This window comes from Nocardia sp. NPDC052316 (assembly GCF_044547795.1).
Classification (GTDB): Bacteria; Actinomycetota; Actinomycetes; order Mycobacteriales; family Mycobacteriaceae; genus Nocardia.
In genome coordinates this window covers 305,381-325,224 of record NZ_JBIUBB010000007.1, presented here as the reverse complement: position 1 = coordinate 325,224, position 19,844 = coordinate 305,381, and the positions used below count along the sequence as shown (strand labels likewise).

Sequence of the window (19,844 nt, the reverse complement as noted above, 5' to 3'; positions counted from 1 at the left end):
GAAAGAGTGAAGACGTGACGGAACGTGATGTGTGGCGGGCGGTTTCGGCGAAGACCGGTGCCGGCGATCGAGCGGCGGCGGAGGCCGGGGTGCGCGCGGCTTACCGGCAGGCGGGACTGGCTGAGCCCGCGCGAATCGTGTGGGCCGGTTCGCCTTTGGCGGCGGTGCGTATGTTGTCGGACGGCGAGTTGGGGGAGCGCGGTGCCAGTGTGCGCGAAGCGGTGCGTAGCGCGCCGTGGGCGGTCGAACGTGCCCGCGTGCACGCGGAATTGGGGTCGAAGGCGTTCAACGAACATTGGCAGGCCACCGGAGCGGGACTGTGGGAGCTGACGCAGACCGTTGTCGACCGGGTGCGTGAGGGTGTCATCGACGCCGCCGCGAGCACGCCTGCGCAGCGCACTGGGGTTCGCCTGCTACTGCTGGATGCCGTACTCGGCCACCATGATTCCGCGTGGCTGTGCGCGTTCGACACCACCCCGGGCTCGCCGCTCGCCGGATTGGCCGCGGTGGCACGGGAAGCAGGCTGGTGGTGGCCGTACGAGAACATCGCCGTGATCAGCGAACGCCCCATCGCACTGCACCGCGACGAAGCCGGCCGCCTCGACCGCGGCGACGGCCCCGCGCTGGCCTACCCCGACGGCTTCGAACTACACGCATGGCGCGGCATGTCCGTCAGCGCCGAATTCCTCGACAGCTTGCGGTCATTGACTCCGGCGCAGATCCGCGAGGAAGAGAATGCCGAGCTGCGCCGAATCATGCTCGAGTACTACGGCTACGATCGCTATCTCGACGAATCGGGCGCGCAACCGATACACCGCGACGAAACAGGTGTGCTCTGGCGGATCGAGCTGGTCGGCGACGAGGACGTGGTAATGGTCGAAGTCGTCAACTCAACCCCGGAACCCGACGGCACCCACCGCACCTACTGGCTGCGCGTCCCTCCGGCGACCCGCACCGCCCGCGAAGGAGTCGCGTGGACCTTCGGCCTCGGAGCAGAAATCTACGAGCCCGTCCAGCAGACCTGAGTACCTGTCCCAGTGCCCCGGACGGCAGGCGCTGCAGCAGCAAATCCGCACCTACGCTCGGGATCTGCACCCGTCAGGGACGCCCCTAGTGAGTGCGGCCCCCGAGATCCGGTGCGGAGTTCCGGGGACCGCGGGTGAGGCGTGCGTCGATCGACCAGGCTCCGGCGCCGACGATGAGGAGGAATACGCTGCCACACAGTTGGGCGAGGTCGGTGCGGGAGTCGTGGATGAAGTCCCACCAGCCGGACTTACCGCTGAACAGGGGCGCGTCACCCCACAGGATCGGGAGCTTGGTGATCAGTAGGGCACCGAGCATGTTCACGATCATCGGCACCGCTGCGACGCGAGTGAGGAGACCGACCAGAATCAAAGCGCCGCAGGCGATCTCGAATACACCGTCGAGTGGCCCGAAGAAGCCCGGGGCCGGGATGCCTGCTTTGTCGAATCTGCCGGTGCCCAGAGTGTCGGGGTAGAGAAATTTCTGGATGCCTTCGAAGAAGAAGACCACGCCTACATACAGGCGGATCCAGATGGTCGCGGTCGGCGCGGTGGTGGAGAGCAGCCGAGTTCGCCAGGGGAAGGTGTCGGACACGCGGAGCCCCTTTCCGTCACGTCAATTCTAGGGTCCTTTCGTCCGCTGTGGCTGGCACGGCGCGGTATCGGATGAGGACGTCATCGGGCGCGCCCTCGGCGATCAATGTGCCGTCGCGCAGGTAGAGGCAGTGGTCGGCGCGGGCCGCCTCCTCGGCGTCGTGGGTGGCCTGGACGACGGTCACCCCGCCGGCGCTGATCTCCCGAAGGGCGCGCGAAATCTCCTGTTGGGTACCGGAATCCAGTCCGGCGGCTGGCTCGTCGAGCAGCAGTACCTCGGCCTCCTGCGCCAGCGCTTGGGCCAGCAGGGCACGTTGCCGCTGACCACCGGAGAGGGTGTCGAGTCGGCGAGCCGCCAGGTCGGTGATGTCGAGACGCTCGAGGCAGGTATCGACGAGGGCGCGGTCGGTCCTGGTCAGCCGCCGCCACGGGCCGCGGTGTGCCCAGCGGCCCATCGCCACCGTCTCGCGCACCGTGATCGGCAAGGTCGCGGGCACCGCGGTGTGCTGCACCACGAAGGCAGGCCTGCGGTCGGTGGTCCGCTGGACCGTCCCCGCCGAGGGGGCGAGTACGTCGGCGAGCACCGCGAGCAACGTTGATTTCCCGGATCCGTTCGGGCCGATGATCGCGGTGACCTTGTCGGCCGGGATCACCCCGCTCACCTGGTGCAGCACCGTGCGACCGGCGTAACCCGCGGACAGGCCGAGCAGGCGCAGGGCGCTCGGGGTCTGCGTGTGGACCATTTCACCTCACTTGTAATGACAATCGTTTTCATTCTACTGTAGTGCGCATGGAGTGGTTGTTCGCCCCGTTCGAGGTGGCTTTCGTGCAACGGGCGCTGTGGGGCGGCCTGCTCGTGTCGGGTATCTGTGCCCTCGCGGGCACCTGGGTCGTGGTGCGCGGCATGGCTTTTCTCGGGGACGCGATGGCGCACGGCATGCTGCCCGGCGTCGCGGTGGCCTCGCTGCTCGGCGGCAATCTGCTGCTCGGCGCCGCGATCAGCTGCGCGGCAATGGCGGTGGGCGTCTCCGCGATCGGCCGCAACAAACGATTGTCGGCCGATACCGGTATCGGTTTGCTGTTCGTCGGCATGCTCGCGGCAGGTGTCATCATCGTGTCCCGCTCGCAGTCGTTCGCGGTCGACCTGACCGGATTCCTGTTCGGTGACGTGCTGGCGGTGCGCGACCGCGACCTGCTGTATCTCGTTGTGGCGCTGGGGATCGCGCTGCTCATCACGGCTCTCGGACACCGCGCGTTCGTGGCGTTGACCTTCGATGCGCGCAAGGCGCACACGCTGGGCCTGCGTCCGCAACTCGCGCACGTGGCACTGGTGGGATTGGTGACGCTGGCGATCGTCGCGTCGTTCCATATCGTCGGCACGCTGCTGGTCTTCGGGTTGCTCATCGCACCGCCCGCCGCCGCCACGTACTGGGCGGACCGGATTTCGATGGTGATGGTGCTCGCCGCGGTGCTCGGCGGTGTGGCCACGGTGACCGGGCTGCTGATCTCCTGGCACGCGGGCACGGCGGGCGGGGCGACGATCGCGGCCGTGGCGGTTGCCTTGTTCTTCCTGTCCGCACTGGCCGCAGCGGCACGGGACCGGCTGCGCGGCAAGGGGGTTCGCACAGCGGCGGTAGCGGCGAGCGCACTCGCCGTGGTCCCGCTGGCCGGTTGTGGAACGAGCGCCGAAACGGCCCCGCCGGTCGAGATGCCGCACGGCTATGTGGCAGGCGCGGAGGAGTCCGCCGAGCCGCAATCACGACTGATCCTCGCCGACAGTGGCGCCGGCGCGATCAAGGTGCTGGATCTGACCACCGAGAAGAGTGTGGACGCGGGCCGGGCCGAGGGCGCGCGCCGCATCGTCGGTGACGGCCGCTATGGCTATGTGAGCGTGGGAAATTCGACGCGCATAGTGGACAGCGGCGGCTGGATGGTCGATCACGGCGATCACGTGCACTACTACCGTGCCGCGGTCCGTGAAGTCGGCACCCTCGGTGGTCAAGTGGTGGCTGCGCACAGCGATCCAGTGCTGACGGCGCTGGTGCTCGACGACGGCGCGACGGTGCTGCTGGACCGCCCCGCGCTCGATCAGGGCTCGATCGTCGAGCGCGGCCGGATCGCCGGGGGCGCCGCGCTTCCGTACGCCGCGCACCTGCTGGTCGCCGCAGGTGACAAGGTCGAGGTGCGTACCCGCGACAACACCGCGGTGTCCACGATCGCCGAACCGTGCCCGGACCCGCGCGGCCGTGCGGTGACCCGCCGCGGCGTTGTATTCGGCTGTGCCGACGGCGCTTTGGCCGTGACCGGGGAAGAGGGCAACTTCACCGGCCAGAAGATCCGCTACCCGGCCGAGGCCACCGCTGCGGACCGCGCGGTGGAGTTCACTCACCGCCCCGGCAGCGCGACGCTCACCGCCCGCGCCGGGGAGCGGGGATTCTGGACGCTCGACGTGCGGAAGAAGAATTGGACGCTGACGCCGGTCGGCCCGATCGTCGCGGTGAACACCGCGGGCGAGGGTGCCGCGCTGCTCGCCCTGACCCGCGACGGTGTGCTGCACAGCTTCGACGCCGCAACGGCAAGGGAGACAGCGCAGGTCGCGCTGCTCGAACCACTGGTGGACGGTGCCGCCGCACCGGCGATCCTGGTCGACTCCCAGCGCGCGTACGTCAACGACGCACCCCGCGGGAAGGTCTACGAGATCGCCTACAACGACAACCTGCGCCTGGCCCGCACCTTCACCGCCGACCTCGCGCCGACCCACCTGACGGAGACCGGCGAATGAAAACCCTGCTGCGCGTGCTCGCCGCGCTGGCCGTCCTGGCTCCCTTGCTCGTCGGGTGCACCGGAAGCGGCGGTGATCGCACCGGAATCGTGGTCACCACCAACATCCTCGGTGATCTCACCCGCGTCATCACCGGCGACACCGCCGAGGTGACGGTGCTGATGGCCCCCGACGCCGACCCGCACTCGTTCGCGGCCTCCGCTCAGCAGGCCGCGAAGCTCGACCGCGCCGCGCTGGTCGTGCACAACGGCTTGGGTCTCGAGGAAGGCGTGGCGCGCCATGTGGCGGCCGCGGCGAGTTCGGGGGTTCCGACCGTCGCGGTCGGCGAGCACGTCGATCCGATCAGCTACACCTCCGACGAATCCGCGGGCCGCCCCGACCCGCACTTCTGGACCGATCCCAAGCGGGTGCGTGCGGCGGTGGAGACGATCGCCGCCTCGATCATCGAGCACGTCGACGGCGTCGATGCGACGGCGATCCGTGCCAACACCGATCGCTACCTGACCGAGCTCGACCAGCTCGACCACTGGGTCACCGAGCAGTTCGCGAGCATTCCCACCGAACGCCGCAAGCTGGTCACCAACCACCACGTCTTCGGCTATCTCGCACAGCGTTTCGGCTTCCAGGTGGTCGGGGCGGTGATTCCCAGCGGCACGACGCTCGCCTCCCCGAGCTCGTCGGATCTGAGCTCGCTGTCCGATGCCATCCGGACCGCCGGGGTCGGCGCGATCTTCGTCGACTCCTCCCAACCCGACAAGCTCGCTCGCGTGCTGGCCGACCGGGCCGGGGTGCGGGTGCAGGTCATCGGGCTGCACACCGAGTCGCTGACGGCGCCGGGCGGCGGCGCGGCCACCTTCCTGGAGATGACGCGCGCGAATACCGCGGCGATCGTGCGCGGTCTCACCGCACCTCCCACCTGATACCCCACGAGAACACGGAGTAGTACATGCACATGCGGTCACGAGCCACCAAGACAGTGGCTCTATCCGGAATCGTCGCCTCGGTAGTTGCCGTAAGCAGCTGCGGCACAAACGATTCCACCGAGTCGGCGGCGCCCGCGCACGGTGCCGAACCGATCGCGATCACCTATGACGGCGGCATCTACGTCTTGGACCCGACCACGCTGGCCAAGACCGGTGAGGTGCAGCTGGAAGGCTTCAACCGGCTCAACCCGGCGGGCGACGACCGGCACCTGATGGTGACGGTCAAGGACGGCTTCAAGGTTTTCGACGCGGCCGCCACGAAGTTCACCGGCACCGAGTTCCCGGCCGCCAAGCCCGGTCACGTGGTGCGCCACGCGGGCCGCACGGTGCTGTTCGCCGACGGCACCGGCGAGGTCACCGCCTTCGATTCCACCGCGCTCGGCTCCGGCAAGCCCGCCACCGAGGTCTACCGTTCCGCCGCACCGCATCACGGTGTGGCGGTGCAGCTGGCGAACGGCAACCTGCTGGTCACGCTCGGCACCGAAGAGAAGCGGGTCGGTGCCGTGGTGCTGGACGCGCAGCGCAAGGAGATCGCCCGCAACGAGGACTGCCCCGGCGTGCACGGTGAGGCCGCCGCCAAGGACGAGGCGATCGTCATCGGCTGCCAGACGGGTGTTCTCGTCTACCGCAACGGCGCCATTACCAAGGTCACCAGCCCGACTCCGTACGGCCGCATCGGGAATGCGGCGGGCAGCGATGTCTCGCCGATCGTGCTCGGTGACTACAAGCAGGACAAGGACGCTGAACTCGAACGCCCCCAGCAAATTTCGCTCATCGACACGGTCAGTGGCTCGTTGCGCCTGGTCGATATCGGCACCAGCTACACCTTCCGCTCGCTGGCCCGTGGCCCGCAAGGCGAGGCGCTGGTTCTGGGCACCGACGGCCGCCTGCACGTGATCGACCCCGTGGCGGGTACCGTCACGCGTTCCATTCCGGTGCTCGCGCCGTGGCAGGAACCGCTGAAGTGGCAGGATCCGCGGCCGGCCCTGTTCAGCCGCGACGGAATGGCTTACGTGTCCGACCCGGCGACTAAGCAGGTGCACCGGATCGACCTGGGCACCGGCGCGGTGGCCGCGAGCGCGACACTGGCCGCCACGCCGAATGAACTGAGCGGAGTGGTCGGCCACTGATCGGACCCGACCAGACTGTTCATGCGGTCACCCGGCTGCGCAGCGTGCTTCGAGCCGGGACCGCATGGCAGTCAGGTTATTTCGTTGACAGCGAGGACGAGCCGCTGAGCAGGCATGCTGCCCAATTCATATTGTTCGGATCGCAGTTGATCGGCTCTGCGGGTCGCGGCTGCGTCGGAGCCGTCGATTCGGCATAGGCGCTCGCTCCCGTGATCGCGGTCATGGTCACGAAGACGGCGCCGACGAAAGCGCTGCGCAGTGCCGTTCGAGAGGTTGGCATTCGATCTCCTTCGGTGGATGCTGCTGAATGCCATCAAGTTATCCGGCGGCAGAACCCGCCCGCACGCCCCGAGTTATGTTGCCCCCATTACATTCTCGATGATTCAGCTACGATCGCCTTGTGTTCGAACCGACAGCGTCGGACGTGATGTGCATAAGGGTGGGCAGTCTGATGACCGATACGGCGAACTACGAGGCGTCACCGGTGCCGGACGACGCGGGCAGCGGTACGGATCGGTCGCTGCGCCGACAGCGGACCATCTGGTTGCTCGGCGTCTTCGCGCTTTTCGCGCTGGGAGTCGCCGCAGGGCCCGCATGGTTTCAATCACTTCGCTTCTATCGATTCGACTGGGTCCCGGTATGGGCTCCGGCGGCGTGCTGGACGGTCGCCGTGATCCTGCTCGCTGTGCCGAGGCTGGGTCCGCGCCGCAGTCCGGGGCGGATTGCGGTCGCCGGCGCCCTGGGGCTGGTGCTGGTGCCCGTGTGGGCCGTTTCGATGTTCGTGGACGGGTTCGTCGCCGAGGACAGCAAGGTGGTGGCCGTCGAGGTGAGTCCCGACGGCAGCCACGAAGTCGTCACGGAGACGCACAAGATCTACAACCACCCGCCCGGATGCCGCGTCGTGCTGCGTGAGCGGGGCGGGCTGTTCAGCAGGCAGGCCACTGTCTGGAACGAGGACGATTGCCCGCAGCGCGTCTCCTTTATCGGAGACACGACGATCAGCCTCACCAATCCGGGCTCAGGGAAGCTCGAGACGACGACCTTCGACCCCGAGCGGATGCAGGTCGCCGAGATCTACGGATTCAACTGACGCACTGTGGCTGCGCCGCGCGGACGTGACGGTGATCATGCCCACGTGGCCGGGGTGACAACGCGCGCCTCGGCAGCGGTTCTGCCATCGTGTGGTGATGCGCATGTGGGATCGGTTCGCGACCGCGGTCACCGCCCGTAGGTCATGGTTGCTCCTGTTGTTGCTCGCCGCCGTGTCGGCCGGGCTGATCGGTGGGATCGGCGGTAACGACGCCGCGGGGGAGGCACCGAACTCCCTGCCCGGCAGCGCGGAATCGGCGCGGGTCAAAGAATTACTCACCCAGTTCCCGGATGCGGGTACCGCACCCGCTGTGGTCGTGGTGACCCGCGCAGACGGCGCCGAATTGGGTGCTGAAGAGGTGGCTGAGCTGCGGGTCCGGTTCGGTGAGCTGGCCATTGCGCCCGATCGGAAGGCCGCGATCGGACGGCTGCCGGTCGACGCGAAGTTGAGCGGATTCGCGTTGACCGACCGCATCAATGAGCTGCGCGAGTCGGTGAAGGCCGGGCAACCGGCGGATCTGAACATTCAGGTGACCGGCGGGCCCGCGTTCGGCGGTGACATCGCCGATTCCTTCGCCGGAGCCAACGTCACGCTGCTGGCGGTGACCGCGGCCGTCGTCGCGTTGCTGCTCATCGTGACCTACCGGTCGCCGGTGCTGTGGCTGGTGCCGCTGCTCGTGGTCGGCTCGGCGGATCGGGTCGCGGCCACCGTCGGCACCGGACTGGCCCGGGTGACCGGGCTCGCCTTCGACGGCTCGACCTCGGGTATCACCAGCGTGCTCGTCTTCGGCGCGGGGACGAACTATGCGCTGTTGCTGGTCTCCCGCTACCGCGACGAGTTGCACCGCAATGCCGACCATCGAACGGCGTTGCGCCACGCGGTCCGGCACGCCGGACCGGCGATCCTGGCGAGCAATGTCACCGTCGTCGCCGCGCTGCTGACGCTGCTGTTGGCTTCGCTGCCCAACACCCGCAGTCTCGGTGTGGGCGCCGCCGCCGGGTTGGTGGTGGCGCTGGTGTTCGTTCTGGTGGCGCTGCCTGCCGCGCTGGCTGTGTGTGGACGCAATGTCTTCTGGCCGTTCGTGCCGCAGGCCGACGATCGGGCGGCGGCCGAGCAGGGGATGTGGCACGCGATCGCCGCGTGGGTGGTGCGTAAGCCGGTGATCGTCGCCTGCGGCACGCTGGTGGTGCTCGGTGGATGCGCGGCCGGGTTGATCGGGACCGAGGTGGGGCTATCGCAGACCGATCAATTCCGGGTCCGCGCTGAATCAGTCGAAGGCTTCGACACCCTCGCCGCGCATTTCCCGGCAGGCGCGGCCAACCCGACGGTCGTGTTGGCGAAGGCCGATGCGGGGGCCGAGGTCCAGCAGAAGCTGCGCGCCATGCCGGGGGTCACCGAGGTAACGCCCACCGGAACCGCGCCGTCCGGGCTGATGCGGTGGTCGGTGGTGCTGAACGCCGAACCCGGTTCGCCGCAAGCCTTCTCGACCATCGAGTCGATGCGGGCCGAGCTGTCGTCGGTGCCGGGGGCACTCGTCGGTGGCGGCGACGCGGAGGGGTTGGACACCAGGAAAGCCGCCGAACACGATCAGCGCGTGGTGATCCCGATGATCCTGGCCGTCGTGTCGGTCATCCTGCTCGCCCTGCTGCGAGCCGTCCCCGCCACGGTGCTGCTGGTGGGTGTCTCGGTGCTCAGCGCACTGGCCGCGCTCGGGCTCGGGGCCTGGATCGGCTTGCACGTCTTCGGTTTTCCGGCGCTGGACACCAGTGCGCCGCTGTATGCCTTCCTCTTCCTGGTTGCCCTCGGTATCGACTACACGATCTTCTTGGTGACCCGAGCGCGTGAGGAAACGCCCGAGCACGGCAGTACCCAGGGCATCGTCCGTGCCGTCTCCGCCACCGGTGCTGTCATCACCAGTGCGGGCATCGTCCTGGCCGCCGTGTTCTGTGTGCTCGGGGTCCTGCCGCTGATCATCCTCACGCAGCTCGGCATCATCGTCGGATTGGGAATTCTGTTGGACACCTTCCTGGTTCGAACCGTGGTGATCCCAGCGCTTTTCAGTCTCACCGGACCGAAAATCTGGTGGCCCAATGCCCTTTCGCGTGTCGCTACGCCATCGGAGACGAAGCAGCTCAGTTCTGCGGACGGCCGACGTTCTGCGGGAACTGGCCCCTGACATTCCCCGGCGGGGTGAACCGAGCGACTACGAAGGTGCTTGGCTGCGAGAAGATGGTGCCCGCCGGACACGAGGCGATGCCGACCGTCAGCTGTGTGCTGGCTTTCCACACCACCTGGGTGAAATGTCCTGTCTCGGGGGAGAAGCCGGGATTGTTGTAGTCGTATTTGCCGGCCTCGGCCATCCAGCTCCGCATCGCGTCCTCGAAAGTGCGGTTGCCGGTGCCCGCGTACAGGTTTTCGCCGTAACGGCCGCGCGAATCCGAGTGCTGGAACTTGCACGCCGCGGCGTATTGCTGTGTGTCGGGGGACAAGCCGGAGTTCCAGGTCAGCGCGGGAGCTCCGTACTTGGCGCGCGCCGCGTTCGCCACGGAGAGTTTATGAGCGTCGGATGTGTCCGCGCCGGCTGGGACCGCACCGACGACCGCACCGGCGACGGCGATCAGGACACCGGCAATTGTCAACCGCGACTTGCGCATTCGACTTCCTTCCGATCGGTGGATAGCGGATCCCACCGTAGGACCGGTCGGTCTGTGCCACAAGCGAATGATCACCAGTGGCGTCCCCAGTCGAGGTCGGGGACCGCCGTCTCGCACGTGCACCTCGACCTCGGGTCGAGGTCGAGCGCGCGAGCTTCGGCACGTCAGCGGAAATTCAGAATGAAGTCGTAGGTCGCCTCCCGCCCGGTGGGCACCGTGCGGACCGTCATCAGCAACCGACGATCGAAGATGGAGTCGGTGTTGTTTCGTGGCTCGTTGGGGAAATAGAGCTGGGTGGTCAGTATCCGCTGATTGGGCGCCTGCACTTTGACGTGGATATGGCGGGTGCGGCCAGGATACAGGCCCGGCACGATGGTCGACAGTTTGAATTGGCCGTTCGCGTCGGTGAATTGATGACCCCGCCACTTGTAGCCCGCGTTGTCGTAGGCGCCTGCGTTGTCGGCCTGCCAGAAGTCCAGGAGGGCCTGCGCCACCGGGCGGCAGGAACGAGTGAACACATAGCCGCTGACCGTCAGCCGGGTGCCCGGGGAGCCGGGGATCACCAGATCGCTGCGAAGCGGCGAGTTCGGCTTGAAGTAGGGGCCTTCGGTTTGTGAAATTGTGGGTGCGTCCCCGTCGTGGCAGGCCGGGGTTGGTTCGAGATCCGCGGGCAGGGCCTGCGGAGCTTCGCCGGGGCTACCGCTGCTGGACGCGGCGCCTGCGGTCAGTGCGGCCGCGGCGGGCACGGCCAGTAAACCCAGTTGCAGCAGGCGTTTACGGGTGATCGCCTGGGGGAGTTCGGTGTCGTCATCCGGAAATTGTTCGGTGGTCATGATGGGGATCTCCTGGCGGGACTGTCGGGTTGTTTACATCCGATCGGTCATTGCGCTCCGCGCAACCGGAACAGCGGGGCTGAAGCGCTGTTCGGCTACCAAACACCTTGTCGGCGAAGGCATTTCGAGTTCGAATGTGACAATGACGATAGGTCGCGCACGGCGAGCCGAGCAAGGGGACGAGTGTCGAGGGAAGTGCAACTTTCATTGACTTCTGGTCGGGATCGCCAGTGCCTCAAGGAAACTGGCGTCGACCCGCGATTCGCACCGATGTGTCCCCAGTGACTCCCCGGTTGTCGGATGTCGCCGTAGCGTCCCGGCCACTCGAATACACCGGTTGAGGCAGACTGGGTGACATTGTCGAATAGCAGGTGAGGAAGACGGAATGGCTGAAGTCGACGGTCCGCTCGATGCGCTGATCGATACGTATTGTCTGGGATGGAGCGACCCCGATCCGGCGCGGCGGCGGGAATTTCTCGGCGCGGCGTTGGCGGCGGGGGCGACGTATACCGACCCGACCGTGCACGTGGCCGGTGTCGAGGAGTTGGCGGCACATATCGACGGGGTGTTCGCGCAGCAGCCGGGGATGCGGGTGCTGCGGGTCAGCCAGATCGACGCGCACCATGGAATGGCTCGGTTCGGCTGGCGGCTGGTGCAGGCCGACGGCACGGCGTTGCCGGACGGTGTGGACTTCGTCGAGGTCTCGCCGGAGGGGCGGATTCGCCGGATCGTCGGGTTCTTCGGCGGGATGCGGAGCATTTAACACCGGTTGAGCTGGTGGTTCCCGCTCGCTTCGATGTCGGCGGGGTGTCGATTCGAGCTGCATGGTTCGATGGGTTGAATTTTAGAGTTCGGTAGCCCAAACTTTACCTACCGTTCCATCGATCCACGAAGTAAGGCACACCTGAATGGACATTCCGACTCGGCGTCGATTCCTGGCCGGCGGGGCCGCAGCCGGTGCGGTCGGGGTGGCTCTAGGGGCCGGTGGGGTCCTGGACACGGCACCGGCTCGGGCGCGGGAGCGCGACCGGCCGGTGCACCAGCACGGTGCGGATCAGCACGGCGGGGGAGCTTCCGGACCGACATTTCGCAAGGGCAGCGTCGTCGACCACGAGGCGAACGGATTCGATCCGTCGGCCATCCTGCGCGACTTCGACTACGGCCGGGTCACCACCCGCCCGGACGGTCGCACGCTGCGGGAATGGGATGTGTACGCCAGCGACGAGGACATCGAGATCGCGCCGGGGGTGAGTTTTCCGGCGTGGACGCTCAATTCGCGGATTCCGGGACCGACCCTGCGCTGCCGGGAAGGCGACCTGCTGCGGGTCAATTTCACCAATGGCTCGAAACATCCGCACACACTGCACTTCCACGGCATCCACCCGGCCGACATGGACGGCATCCCCGGCCTCGGCCGCGGCATCATCAACCCGGGGGAGAGCTTCACCTACGAGTTCGACGCCACTCCGTTCGGGCTGCACCTGTTCCACTGCCACGTCGGGCCGCTGGCCGAGCACATCGCCCGCGGCATGTACGGCACGTTCATCGTCGACCCGCCGCAGCCGCGCCCGGCCGCCGACGAGATGGTCATGGTGCAGCACGGTTACAACACGACCTTCGACGGCGAAGGCAATCAGCTCTACGCGGTGAACGGGATTCCGTTCCACTACATGCACGAGCCGATCCGAGTGAAACGCAATGCGCTGGTCCGCATCTACCTGGTGAACGTGCTCGAGTACGACCCGATCAACAGCTTCCACATCCACGGCAACTTCTTCGACTACTTCCCGACCGGAACACGTTTGGAGCCATCGGAGTTCACCGACACCATCGTGCAGGGGCAAGGCCAGCGCGGCATTTGTGAGCTGCGGTTTCCGCACCTGGGCCAGTACATGTTCCACGCGCACAAGACCGAGTTCGCCGAACTCGGCTGGATGGGCATGTTCGAGGTGACGGAGTAGCCATGGTGGACATCGAGCGCACCCGCAGGCCGTGGCTGCTCGGCTTGGTCTCCGTCGCGTTGCTGGCGATCGCGTTGGTCGGCTTGGCCGTGCTCGGCGGGCGCAGCCTGCCGGAGCGTACCGGGCCGCCGGTGGAGGAGATCGCGGTCGAGCAGACCAGGCTCGAGCCGGGTGCTATCGAATTGACGGTGCGCAACATCGGACCCGACCCGGTCGCCGTGGCGCAGATCTTCGTCAACGACGCCTACGTCGACTTCACCGGTCCGGACGAGCCGATCGGGCGCTTGGACTCGGCGCGGGTGCGGCTGGACTATCCGTGGCAGGACGGTCAGCCCTACTTGGTGTCGATGCTCACCTCGACCGGGCTGGTCATCGAGCACGACATCCCCGCCGCGGTCGAGACACCCGCCACCACTGCGTCGTTCTTCGGCTTGATGGCCCTGCTCGGGACCTATGTCGGCATCATTCCGGTCGTGCTCGGCATGCTGTTCCTGCCGGTGCTGCGGGCCGCCGGTGGCCGGGTCGTGCGGGTACTGCTCGCCGTGACGGTGGGGCTGCTCGCCTTTCTGGCGTGGGAGGGAACCAGCGAGGGCTTCGAGCTGGCGGGTCGATCGGGTGGCGCGTTCGGTGGTACCGCGTTGGTCGTGCTCGGTGCGGTATTGGCTTTCCTCGGCCTGACCGCGGTGGATCAGTGGCTGCGCAGCCGCAGGCAGTCGGCCGCGGTGCAGGGGGCCGGTGGCGTGCGATTGGCGCTGATGATCGCCGTCGGAATCGGACTGCACAATCTCGGTGAAGGGCTGGCCATCGGATCTGCCTATGCCGTAGGGGAATTGGCGCTCGGGACGTTTCTGGTGATCGGCTTCGCCATCCAGAACACCACCGAAGGGCTCGCCGTTGTCGCACCGTTGACCGAGCGGCGACCGCCGCTGCTGACCCTGCTCGGACTCGGTCTGGTGGCGGGGGCACCGGCCATCGTCGGTGCCGTGCTCGGCGCGACGGTCAACAACGCGGAGCTGTCCGCGCTGTTGCTCGGGGTCGGGGTCGGCGCGATCGTCCAGGTGATCGTGCAGATCGTGCCGAGCCTGCGGGAACCGGACGGGAAGGGTGGGGTCGCGGTGTCGACGCTCGGTGGTGTCGCGATCGGGCTGCTGGTGATGTATGCGACCGGGTTGCTGGTAACCGCATGATCGACGCATCGGATTCCCGCCCGCCATCCTGTGTCGGCTGCACCAGGCGCAGTGTGCTCGTCGGTGCCGCGGTAGCCGTTGCGGCAACCGCGGCGGGCTGCGGCCGCGGTGACGCGGAGCCCGCACCGGCTCGGATACCGCTGGCCGAGGTCCCCGTCGGTGGCGGACGGATCTATCCGCACCAGGACCTCGTCGTCACCCAGCCGGCCGCCGGTGATATCCGAGCCTTCTCGGCCACCTGCCCGCACCAGGGCTGCCTGGTCGCCCGCGTCCGCGACGGCGCCATCGAATGCGCCTGTCACGGTAGCGGATTCAGCATCAGCGATGGATCGGCGGTGCGCGGCCCGGCCCGCAAGCCGTTGTCCCCGCGCACGTTTGTCATCGAGGCTGCGGAGATCGTGGTCAGGTAGCAGGGTCGGAAAATCATTGGATCGTTCGATCCGCCGCATGTGAGCATCGCGTATGGCTGTCTACCTCGAGACCGACCGACTGATGCTGCGCCACTTCACCGAGCACGACGCTGAGCTGCTCATCGAGCTCGACAGCGATCCCGACGTGATGCGCTACCTCTCCGGTGGCGTGCCGACGCCGCCGGAGCGGATCCGCAGGGAAACGATTCCCCGGATACTGGGCCAATACGAGAAGTGGAACAACACCTACGGCACGATTGCCGCGCACGCGAAGACCGACGGCGAGTTCATCGGCTGGTTCATCCTGCGCCCCGCGGCCGACGGCCCGCTCGACGAGGTCGAACTCGGCTATCGATTCCGTAAGACGGCCTGGGGCAAAGGATTCGCGACCGAGGGATCGACGGCGTTGTTACGCAAGGCGTTCAGCGAACTCGGCGTGCGCATGGTCTGGGCCGAAACAATGTTCGTCAACCGCGGTTCGCGGCATGTCATGGAGAAGCTCGGCATGACCCATGTGAAGACGTACCACCCGGAGCTACCCCTGATCGAAGGCTTCGAGCACGGGGAGGTTCGCTACGAGATCACCAGTTCGGAGTGGGAACGCAGCGGCCTGAGCTAGGTATCTTCCGGCCTGGTGCGAGCATTCGTTGCGGCCTGCGCGATCGTTCGGTGGGCGACTAGGGTGACTGCATGGAAGACCATGTGCGGCTGCGGCATTCCTCGTCGTTCGGTACGGCGGCGCCCGCCTACGCCGAGCACCGGCCGGACTACGCGACTGCCGCGGTGCGCTGGGCGATGGAAGATGCGCCGGGACCGCGGGTGCTTGATCTCGGCGCGGGGACCGGGAAGCTGACCGGCACGCTGGTCGCGCTGAGTGCCGATGTTGTTGCGGTCGAGCCGGATCCGGCGATGCTGGCCGAGCTGCGCCGCGTACTGCCTGCCGTTCGCGCCCTACCCGGCAGCGCCGAGGAGATACCGCTGCCGGATGGGTCGGTCGATATCGTACTGGCGGGCAATGCCCTGCATTGGTTCGATATGGCTGTCGCGGGGCCCGAGATAGCCAGAGTTCTCGCGCCCGGGGGCATCCTCGCCGGATTGTGGAACGTCATGGACGATCGGGTCGACTGGGTTGCCGGCCTCGCGCGGGTCGGCGGGAGTGCGGCCGTCGGTCCGCGCGACACGTTCAGCAGTTGGCGGGCCGCGACGAAGCGGTTGTACCTGCCCGCAGCCGCCCTGAACCCCCGGTTCGGCTCCCCGGAGCAAAGCGAGTTCGCACACGGGCAGCGTCGCACGGCCGACTCCCTCGTCGCGACACTCGGAACCCGCGCGGGCGTGCTGGTGATGCCGGACGAGGAACGACAGGCCACACTCGGCCGCATCCGCGCTTTTCTCGCGAGCAGGCCGGAGACCTCCAGTGGCGAGTTCACCCTCCCGATGTCGACCGGTGTACTGCGCGTCCGGCGGCTTCCAGCTCGGTGATGCTGCCGGACATGATGGTCGGCACGTGTTCGGTGAGGCGGTCGAGGGGCCAGTCCCACCACGCCACCGCCAGCAGCCGGGCGATGTCCGCGTCGCTGTATCGGCTGCGAATGAGGCGGGCGGGGTTGCCGCCGACGATGCCGTAGTCGGGTACGTCGCCGACGACCACAGAGCCGGTACTGATGATGGCGCCGTGGCCGATTCGCACGCCGGGCATGACGGTCGCGCCGTTGCCGAACCAGACGTCGTTGCCGACGACGGTGTCGCCTCGACTCGGTAGGCCGGTGAGCAGGTCGAAGTGGTTGGACCACGACCCGCCCATGGTGGGGAAGGGGAAGGTGGAGGGGCCGTCCATGCGGTGATTGGCGCCGTTCATGATGAAGCGCACGCCGGTGCCGATGGCGCAGAACTTTCCGATGATCAGTTTCTCGGGTCCGTAGTGGTAGAGCACGTTTCGGGTTTCGAAGGCTGTTGGATCGTCCGGGTCGTCGTAGTAGGAGAACTCGCCGACCTCGATCAGCGGCGAGGTGACCAGCGGCTTCAGCAGCACCACGCGCGGCTGGCCGGGCATGGGGTGCAACACCATCGGGTCTGCGGGGCGGGGGCGGTCGGGCACGCGAAACTCCTTCGGGGGTGGGTGGTGTCGGCGATCAGACGGATGCCGTCGCGCGCAGTTCGAGATGAGCACCGCGCCAGCGGGCGCGTAGGCGGCGGTCGTGGCTGACGATCACCAGGGCGCCACGGTATTCGGCCAGCGCGGTTTCCAGCTCTTCGATCAGGCCCGGTGACAGGTGGTTGGTCGGCTCGTCGAGCAGCAGCACATCGACGGACTCGGTGACCAGTCGCGCCAAGGCGAGACGCTGCCGCTGCCCGGTGGACAGATTCTCGACGCGCGTCCGCAGGCGGGCACGGTCGAATAGGCCGAGGGACAGCAATTGTTCGGCGTGTGAGTCGGGGTCGCCGGTGCGGCCGCGGGCGAAGGCGGCCAGCAACGTTTGCCCTGGCTCGGCGGGCGGCGGCTCCTGCGCGAGGTAGCCGACCTTGCCGTGGCGAACGATCGTGCCGGTGTCCGGCGCGAGCCGACCGGCCAGCACCCGCAACAGCGTGGACTTGCCCGCGCCGTTCGGGCCGGTGATCAGCAGCCGGTCGCCCGCGGTGACCGTGAGCCCGGTCCGGTCGAGCCTGCCATGGACCGCGATATCGGTGGCATCCAGCACGGTGCCGCGCGCACCACCGGCTCGCAGGGTTGGCGCGAACCGAAGCGGTTGTGGTGGTGGCGGAACGGGGTCGGCGAGCAGGCGGCGCAGTCGTTCCTCGGCATTGCGAACCCGGCTGGCCAGCGACTGCTGCACCCGCCCACCGGCCCGGTCGTAGGCCATCTTGTTGTTGTCCTTCATGGCCCGGCCCGGTGCGACGTCGCGGGCGGTGGTTGCGGCGAGTTCACGGAGCCGGTCGGTGTCGGTCTGCCATTGGGTATACGACTGGACCCACCGCTGCCGCGCCGCCGCCTTCTCGGCCAGGAATCCCGCGTAGCCGTTGCCGTAGCGGATGACTCGCCGCCGGTCCGCGTCGACCTCGAGCAGGCTGGTCGCGACCCGCTCGAGGAAGGCACGGTCGTGCGAGACCATGACCGTGGTGCCGCGGCGTGTCCGCAGGTGATCTTCGAGCCAGGTCAGCGCGTCGCCGTCGAGATGGTTGGTCGGCTCGTCCAGCAGCAGTACCTCGGTACCGGCGGCGAGGATCGCGGCCAGGCGCAGCCGGACCTGCTCGCCGCCGGACAGCTCGCCGACCGTGCGGTCGCGGTCGACCAGGCTCAAGCCCAGGCCGTGCAGGGCGCGTTCCACCCTGGCGTCGGCGTCGTAGCCGCCGCGCAGCTCGAAAACTGTTGTCAGCTCGCCATATTCGGCAATCCCGGACTCGTCGCCGTCGGCCATCGCGACCTCGAGCCTGCGCATCCGTTGTTCGAGTGCGCGGAGCTCGGTCAGTGCACGATCGATGACCTCCTGCACGGTCGCGTGCGGTGGCAGCTGCTCTTCCTGGGCGAGGTAGCCGATGCCGCCTTCGGCGTGCACGACGATCTCGCCGTGATCGGGCTGCTCTTGCCCGGCGAACAGACGAAGCAGGGTGGTCTTGCCGGATCCGTTCTCGCCGATGATCCCGGTGCGCTCGCCCGCGGCGAGCGCACACGTCACCTCATCGAGAACCGTTGTGCCGTTGAAGGATTTGCTGACCGCTCGCGCGGTGATCTGGGTTGGCATATGCACGCTCCGAAGCATTCGAGGACGACGCGGTCACCGGGGACCGCAGGGCCGGAGAAACGCTTCGGAAGAACATCGGCACCCTCACTTAATACGACGACTGTCGCACTAAGGTATCGTGGGGTCGCCATCCCGTCAAGCAATCGGACTGCCGACCATGAATTCCGCACCATCGCCGGCCGAGCCGGCCCGTCGCCCGGGTGGGCGGACCGCCCGCATCCGTGACCAAGTGCTCGAAGCGGTCAGCGCGGAGCTGACCGAACATGGGTACGACGCGTTGAGCATCGATGCTGTCGCCGCCCGCTCGGGTGTGCACCGTGCGACGGTGTATCGCCGCTGGCGCGATGTCGGCGGGCTGCTCGCCGATGTCTTCGACGCGGCGACCCAGCAGCCGTGGGAGCCGCGCGACACCGGTTCGCTGCGTGGGGATTTGGCGGCGCTCAACCAGGAGATCCAGGATTCGCTGTGCGAGGAGTCCTCGATCGCGGTGGCGCTGATCGCGGTGTCGTTCCGCTCCGAGGAAGCCGCTCGCGCGCTGCGGCGGTTGTGGGAGGACCGATACGCGCAGTCCGAGATCATCATTCAGCGCGCGGTGCGGCGCGGCGAACTCGCGCCCGAGGTCGACGCGCGTGCCCTGCTGATCGCCGCTACCGCACCGCTCTACCACCAGCTGGTGCTGCTGCGCACGCCGCCCGATCCGCACCTGCCCGACCGCGCGGCCGTGAGCGCAGCGCTCGCCGCGGCGGCAGGTGCTTTCACCGCGCCGCGCGCGGCGGGTACCGACTGATCAGGGGTTGACGCCGGTGAGCGCGAAGAACTCCTGACGGGAACGCGGGTCTGCGCGAAGTGTGCCGAGCAGCGTGGAGGTCACAGTCGCCGACCCGATCGACTGCACCCCACGCAAGGTCATGCAGCTGTGTTCGGCCTGGATGACCACGCCGATTCCGCGGGGTCGTAAGTGTTCGGCGAGCCAATCGGCGATCTGTTTGGTCAGCCGTTCCTGTAACTGGGGTCGGCAGGCGAAATGCTCGGCCACCCTGGCGAGTTTGGACAGCCCGATGATGCGCTCGCCGGGCAGATAGCCGATGTGCGCGGTGCCGACGAACGGCAGCAGATGGTGCTCGCACACCGATCGCAGCGCGACGTTGCGGACCAGGATGAGTTCGTCGTAGTTCTCGTCGTTGGGGAAGGTGGTCAGATCGAAGGCGCGGGGCGTGAACAACTCGGCGTAGCCGTGCGCCATGCGGCGGGGCGTGTCGCGCAGGCTTTCGGAGTCGAGCTCGATCCCGAGAGCCGTCAGAAAGGCGGCCGCCGCGTTTTCGGCCGCCGCCATGTCCCGGCCCGGTGCCTGGTGGAGAACGCGCAGTGTCGCGTGCGAGCCCATGATGGTTCCTTCCGCGGAAAACTGGGTGGGGTCCACCTGGCGAAGCCAGGGTGGCATTGCCAGGTGGACGTTGATTG

The 19,844-nt window shown here is 67.6% G+C and carries 21 protein-coding genes; 13 read left to right on the top strand and 8 right to left on the bottom strand.

What is annotated here, in order from left to right:
- Positions 1–14: 14 nt before the first annotated feature.
- A complete protein-coding gene (locus tag ACIHA7_RS33015; protein ID WP_397295023.1) occupies positions 15–1,025 on the top strand; it encodes a DUF6745 domain-containing protein in 1,011 nt (336 codons plus the stop codon).
- Positions 1,026–1,110: 85 nt separating this feature from the next.
- Here ACIHA7_RS33015 and ACIHA7_RS33010 read toward each other — a convergent pair whose 3' ends face one another.
- Entirely contained in the window at positions 1,111–1,617 is a 507-nt protein-coding gene (locus ACIHA7_RS33010) for a DoxX family protein (RefSeq protein ID WP_397295021.1), read from the bottom strand.
- Between the two features lie 16 nt (positions 1,618–1,633).
- Positions 1,634–2,359, bottom strand: coding sequence for a zinc ABC transporter ATP-binding protein AztA (gene aztA / locus ACIHA7_RS33005; RefSeq protein ID WP_397295020.1), 726 nt, complete (start codon positions 2,357–2,359; stop codon positions 1,634–1,636).
- A gap of 47 nt (positions 2,360–2,406) precedes the next feature.
- Here aztA and aztB point away from each other — a divergent pair, with 47 nt between their 5' ends.
- Genes aztB through aztD form a run of 3 tightly spaced genes read left to right on the top strand, consistent with a single transcriptional unit; the run spans position 2,407 to position 6,511 of the window.
- Positions 2,407–4,398, top strand: coding sequence for a zinc ABC transporter permease AztB (gene aztB, locus ACIHA7_RS33000; RefSeq protein WP_397295018.1), 1,992 nt, complete (start codon positions 2,407–2,409; stop codon positions 4,396–4,398).
- Positions 4,395–5,318, top strand: a complete 924-nt coding sequence (aztC, locus tag ACIHA7_RS32995; RefSeq protein ID WP_397295017.1) for a zinc ABC transporter substrate-binding protein AztC — start codon at positions 4,395–4,397, stop codon at positions 5,316–5,318. Before aztB ends, aztC begins: the two co-directional genes overlap by 4 nt.
- Positions 5,319–5,344: 26 nt before the next feature.
- Positions 5,345–6,511 (top strand): zinc metallochaperone AztD, encoded by a 1,167-nt coding sequence (aztD, locus tag ACIHA7_RS32990; RefSeq protein ID WP_397295015.1) that lies wholly within the window; start codon positions 5,345–5,347, stop codon positions 6,509–6,511.
- A 76-nt stretch (positions 6,512–6,587) separates the two neighbouring features.
- On the opposite strand, the gene ACIHA7_RS32985 is transcribed toward aztD, so the two are convergent.
- Positions 6,588–6,791: a hypothetical protein gene (locus ACIHA7_RS32985; RefSeq protein WP_397295013.1), complete on the bottom strand. Its 204-nt coding sequence runs from the start codon at positions 6,789–6,791 to the stop codon at positions 6,588–6,590.
- A gap of 171 nt (positions 6,792–6,962) precedes the next feature.
- On the opposite strand from ACIHA7_RS32985, the gene ACIHA7_RS32980 reads away from it, so the two are divergent.
- Complete coding sequence (locus ACIHA7_RS32980) at positions 6,963–7,601, top strand: hypothetical protein (protein WP_397295012.1); 639 nt, start codon at positions 6,963–6,965, stop codon at positions 7,599–7,601.
- Positions 7,602–7,704: 103 nt separating this feature from the next.
- Positions 7,705–9,777, top strand: a complete 2,073-nt coding sequence (locus ACIHA7_RS32975; RefSeq protein ID WP_397295546.1) for an MMPL family transporter — start codon at positions 7,705–7,707, stop codon at positions 9,775–9,777.
- Here the strand turns inward: ACIHA7_RS32975 and ACIHA7_RS32970 are convergent.
- Entirely contained in the window at positions 9,734–10,255 is a 522-nt protein-coding gene (locus tag ACIHA7_RS32970; protein ID WP_397295010.1) for a CAP family protein, read from the bottom strand. The genes ACIHA7_RS32975 and ACIHA7_RS32970 overlap by 44 nt on opposite strands.
- 164 nt (positions 10,256–10,419) lie before the next feature.
- Positions 10,420–11,088, bottom strand: a complete 669-nt coding sequence (locus ACIHA7_RS32965) for a dioxygenase (protein ID WP_397295009.1) — start codon at positions 11,086–11,088, stop codon at positions 10,420–10,422.
- Positions 11,089–11,473: 385 nt separating this feature from the next.
- On the opposite strand from ACIHA7_RS32965, the gene ACIHA7_RS32960 reads away from it, so the two are divergent.
- From ACIHA7_RS32960 to ACIHA7_RS32935, 6 genes are all read left to right on the top strand, one after another.
- Positions 11,474–11,851, top strand: a complete 378-nt coding sequence (locus tag ACIHA7_RS32960) for a hypothetical protein (protein WP_397295008.1) — start codon at positions 11,474–11,476, stop codon at positions 11,849–11,851.
- Positions 11,852–11,996: 145 nt separating this feature from the next.
- Positions 11,997–13,049 (top strand): multicopper oxidase domain-containing protein, encoded by a 1,053-nt coding sequence (locus ACIHA7_RS32955; RefSeq protein WP_397295006.1) that lies wholly within the window; start codon positions 11,997–11,999, stop codon positions 13,047–13,049.
- A gap of 2 nt (positions 13,050–13,051) precedes the next feature.
- Positions 13,052–14,236 (top strand): ZIP family metal transporter, encoded by a 1,185-nt coding sequence (locus ACIHA7_RS32950; protein WP_397295004.1) that lies wholly within the window; start codon positions 13,052–13,054, stop codon positions 14,234–14,236.
- Positions 14,233–14,646, top strand: a complete 414-nt coding sequence (locus tag ACIHA7_RS32945; RefSeq protein WP_397295002.1) for a Rieske (2Fe-2S) protein — start codon at positions 14,233–14,235, stop codon at positions 14,644–14,646. Before ACIHA7_RS32950 ends, ACIHA7_RS32945 begins: the two co-directional genes overlap by 4 nt.
- Positions 14,647–14,698: 52 nt before the next feature.
- Entirely contained in the window at positions 14,699–15,265 is a 567-nt protein-coding gene (locus ACIHA7_RS32940) for a GNAT family N-acetyltransferase (RefSeq protein ID WP_397295000.1), read from the top strand.
- 71 nt (positions 15,266–15,336) lie between these two features.
- A complete protein-coding gene (locus ACIHA7_RS32935) occupies positions 15,337–16,125 on the top strand; it encodes a class I SAM-dependent methyltransferase (RefSeq protein WP_397294999.1) in 789 nt (262 codons plus the stop codon).
- Here the strand turns inward: ACIHA7_RS32935 and ACIHA7_RS32930 are convergent.
- Positions 16,070–16,711, bottom strand: coding sequence for a CatB-related O-acetyltransferase (locus ACIHA7_RS32930; protein WP_397295544.1), 642 nt, complete (start codon positions 16,709–16,711; stop codon positions 16,070–16,072). The two genes, ACIHA7_RS32935 and ACIHA7_RS32930, sit on opposite strands and share 56 nt — an antisense overlap.
- 64 nt (positions 16,712–16,775) lie before the next feature.
- Entirely contained in the window at positions 16,776–18,383 is a 1,608-nt protein-coding gene (gene abc-f / locus ACIHA7_RS32925; protein WP_397295542.1) for a ribosomal protection-like ABC-F family protein, read from the bottom strand.
- Between the two features lie 157 nt (positions 18,384–18,540).
- Here abc-f and ACIHA7_RS32920 point away from each other — a divergent pair, with 157 nt between their 5' ends.
- Positions 18,541–19,170, top strand: coding sequence for a TetR/AcrR family transcriptional regulator (locus ACIHA7_RS32920; protein ID WP_397294998.1), 630 nt, complete (start codon positions 18,541–18,543; stop codon positions 19,168–19,170).
- Here the strand turns inward: ACIHA7_RS32920 and folE are convergent, their stop codons facing one another.
- On the bottom strand, positions 19,171–19,767 hold the full coding sequence (gene folE / locus ACIHA7_RS32915; protein WP_397294997.1) for a GTP cyclohydrolase I FolE: 597 nt from the start codon (positions 19,765–19,767) through the stop codon (positions 19,171–19,173).
- Between the last annotated feature and the right edge of the window lie 77 nt (positions 19,768–19,844).

Excerpts from the sequence above, each read along its gene's own strand:
- aztA (WP_397295020.1), bottom strand. The coding sequence starts at position 2,359 with ATGGTCCACACGCAGACCCCGAGCGCCCTGCGCCTGCTCGGCCTGTCC.
- aztB (WP_397295018.1), top strand. The coding sequence starts at position 2,407 with ATGGAGTGGTTGTTCGCCCCGTTCGAGGTGGCTTTCGTGCAACGGGCG.
- aztC (WP_397295017.1), top strand. The coding sequence starts at position 4,395 with ATGAAAACCCTGCTGCGCGTGCTCGCCGCGCTGGCCGTCCTGGCTCCC.
- aztD (WP_397295015.1), top strand. The coding sequence starts at position 5,345 with ATGCACATGCGGTCACGAGCCACCAAGACAGTGGCTCTATCCGGAATC.
- ACIHA7_RS32985 (WP_397295013.1), bottom strand. The coding sequence starts at position 6,791 with ATGCCAACCTCTCGAACGGCACTGCGCAGCGCTTTCGTCGGCGCCGTC.
- ACIHA7_RS32980 (WP_397295012.1), top strand. The coding sequence starts at position 6,963 with ATGACCGATACGGCGAACTACGAGGCGTCACCGGTGCCGGACGACGCG.
- ACIHA7_RS32975 (WP_397295546.1), top strand. The coding sequence starts at position 7,705 with ATGTGGGATCGGTTCGCGACCGCGGTCACCGCCCGTAGGTCATGGTTG.
- ACIHA7_RS32970 (WP_397295010.1), bottom strand. The coding sequence starts at position 10,255 with ATGCGCAAGTCGCGGTTGACAATTGCCGGTGTCCTGATCGCCGTCGCC.
- ACIHA7_RS32965 (WP_397295009.1), bottom strand. The coding sequence starts at position 11,088 with ATGACCACCGAACAATTTCCGGATGACGACACCGAACTCCCCCAGGCG.
- ACIHA7_RS32960 (WP_397295008.1), top strand. The coding sequence starts at position 11,474 with ATGGCTGAAGTCGACGGTCCGCTCGATGCGCTGATCGATACGTATTGT.
- ACIHA7_RS32955 (WP_397295006.1), top strand. The coding sequence starts at position 11,997 with ATGGACATTCCGACTCGGCGTCGATTCCTGGCCGGCGGGGCCGCAGCC.
- ACIHA7_RS32950 (WP_397295004.1), top strand. The coding sequence starts at position 13,052 with ATGGTGGACATCGAGCGCACCCGCAGGCCGTGGCTGCTCGGCTTGGTC.
- ACIHA7_RS32945 (WP_397295002.1), top strand. The coding sequence starts at position 14,233 with ATGATCGACGCATCGGATTCCCGCCCGCCATCCTGTGTCGGCTGCACC.
- ACIHA7_RS32940 (WP_397295000.1), top strand. The coding sequence starts at position 14,699 with ATGGCTGTCTACCTCGAGACCGACCGACTGATGCTGCGCCACTTCACC.
- ACIHA7_RS32935 (WP_397294999.1), top strand. The coding sequence starts at position 15,337 with ATGGAAGACCATGTGCGGCTGCGGCATTCCTCGTCGTTCGGTACGGCG.
- ACIHA7_RS32930 (WP_397295544.1), bottom strand. The coding sequence starts at position 16,711 with ATGGTGTTGCACCCCATGCCCGGCCAGCCGCGCGTGGTGCTGCTGAAG.
- abc-f (WP_397295542.1), bottom strand. The coding sequence starts at position 18,383 with ATGCCAACCCAGATCACCGCGCGAGCGGTCAGCAAATCCTTCAACGGC.
- ACIHA7_RS32920 (WP_397294998.1), top strand. The coding sequence starts at position 18,541 with ATGAATTCCGCACCATCGCCGGCCGAGCCGGCCCGTCGCCCGGGTGGG.
- folE (WP_397294997.1), bottom strand. The coding sequence starts at position 19,767 with ATGGGCTCGCACGCGACACTGCGCGTTCTCCACCAGGCACCGGGCCGG.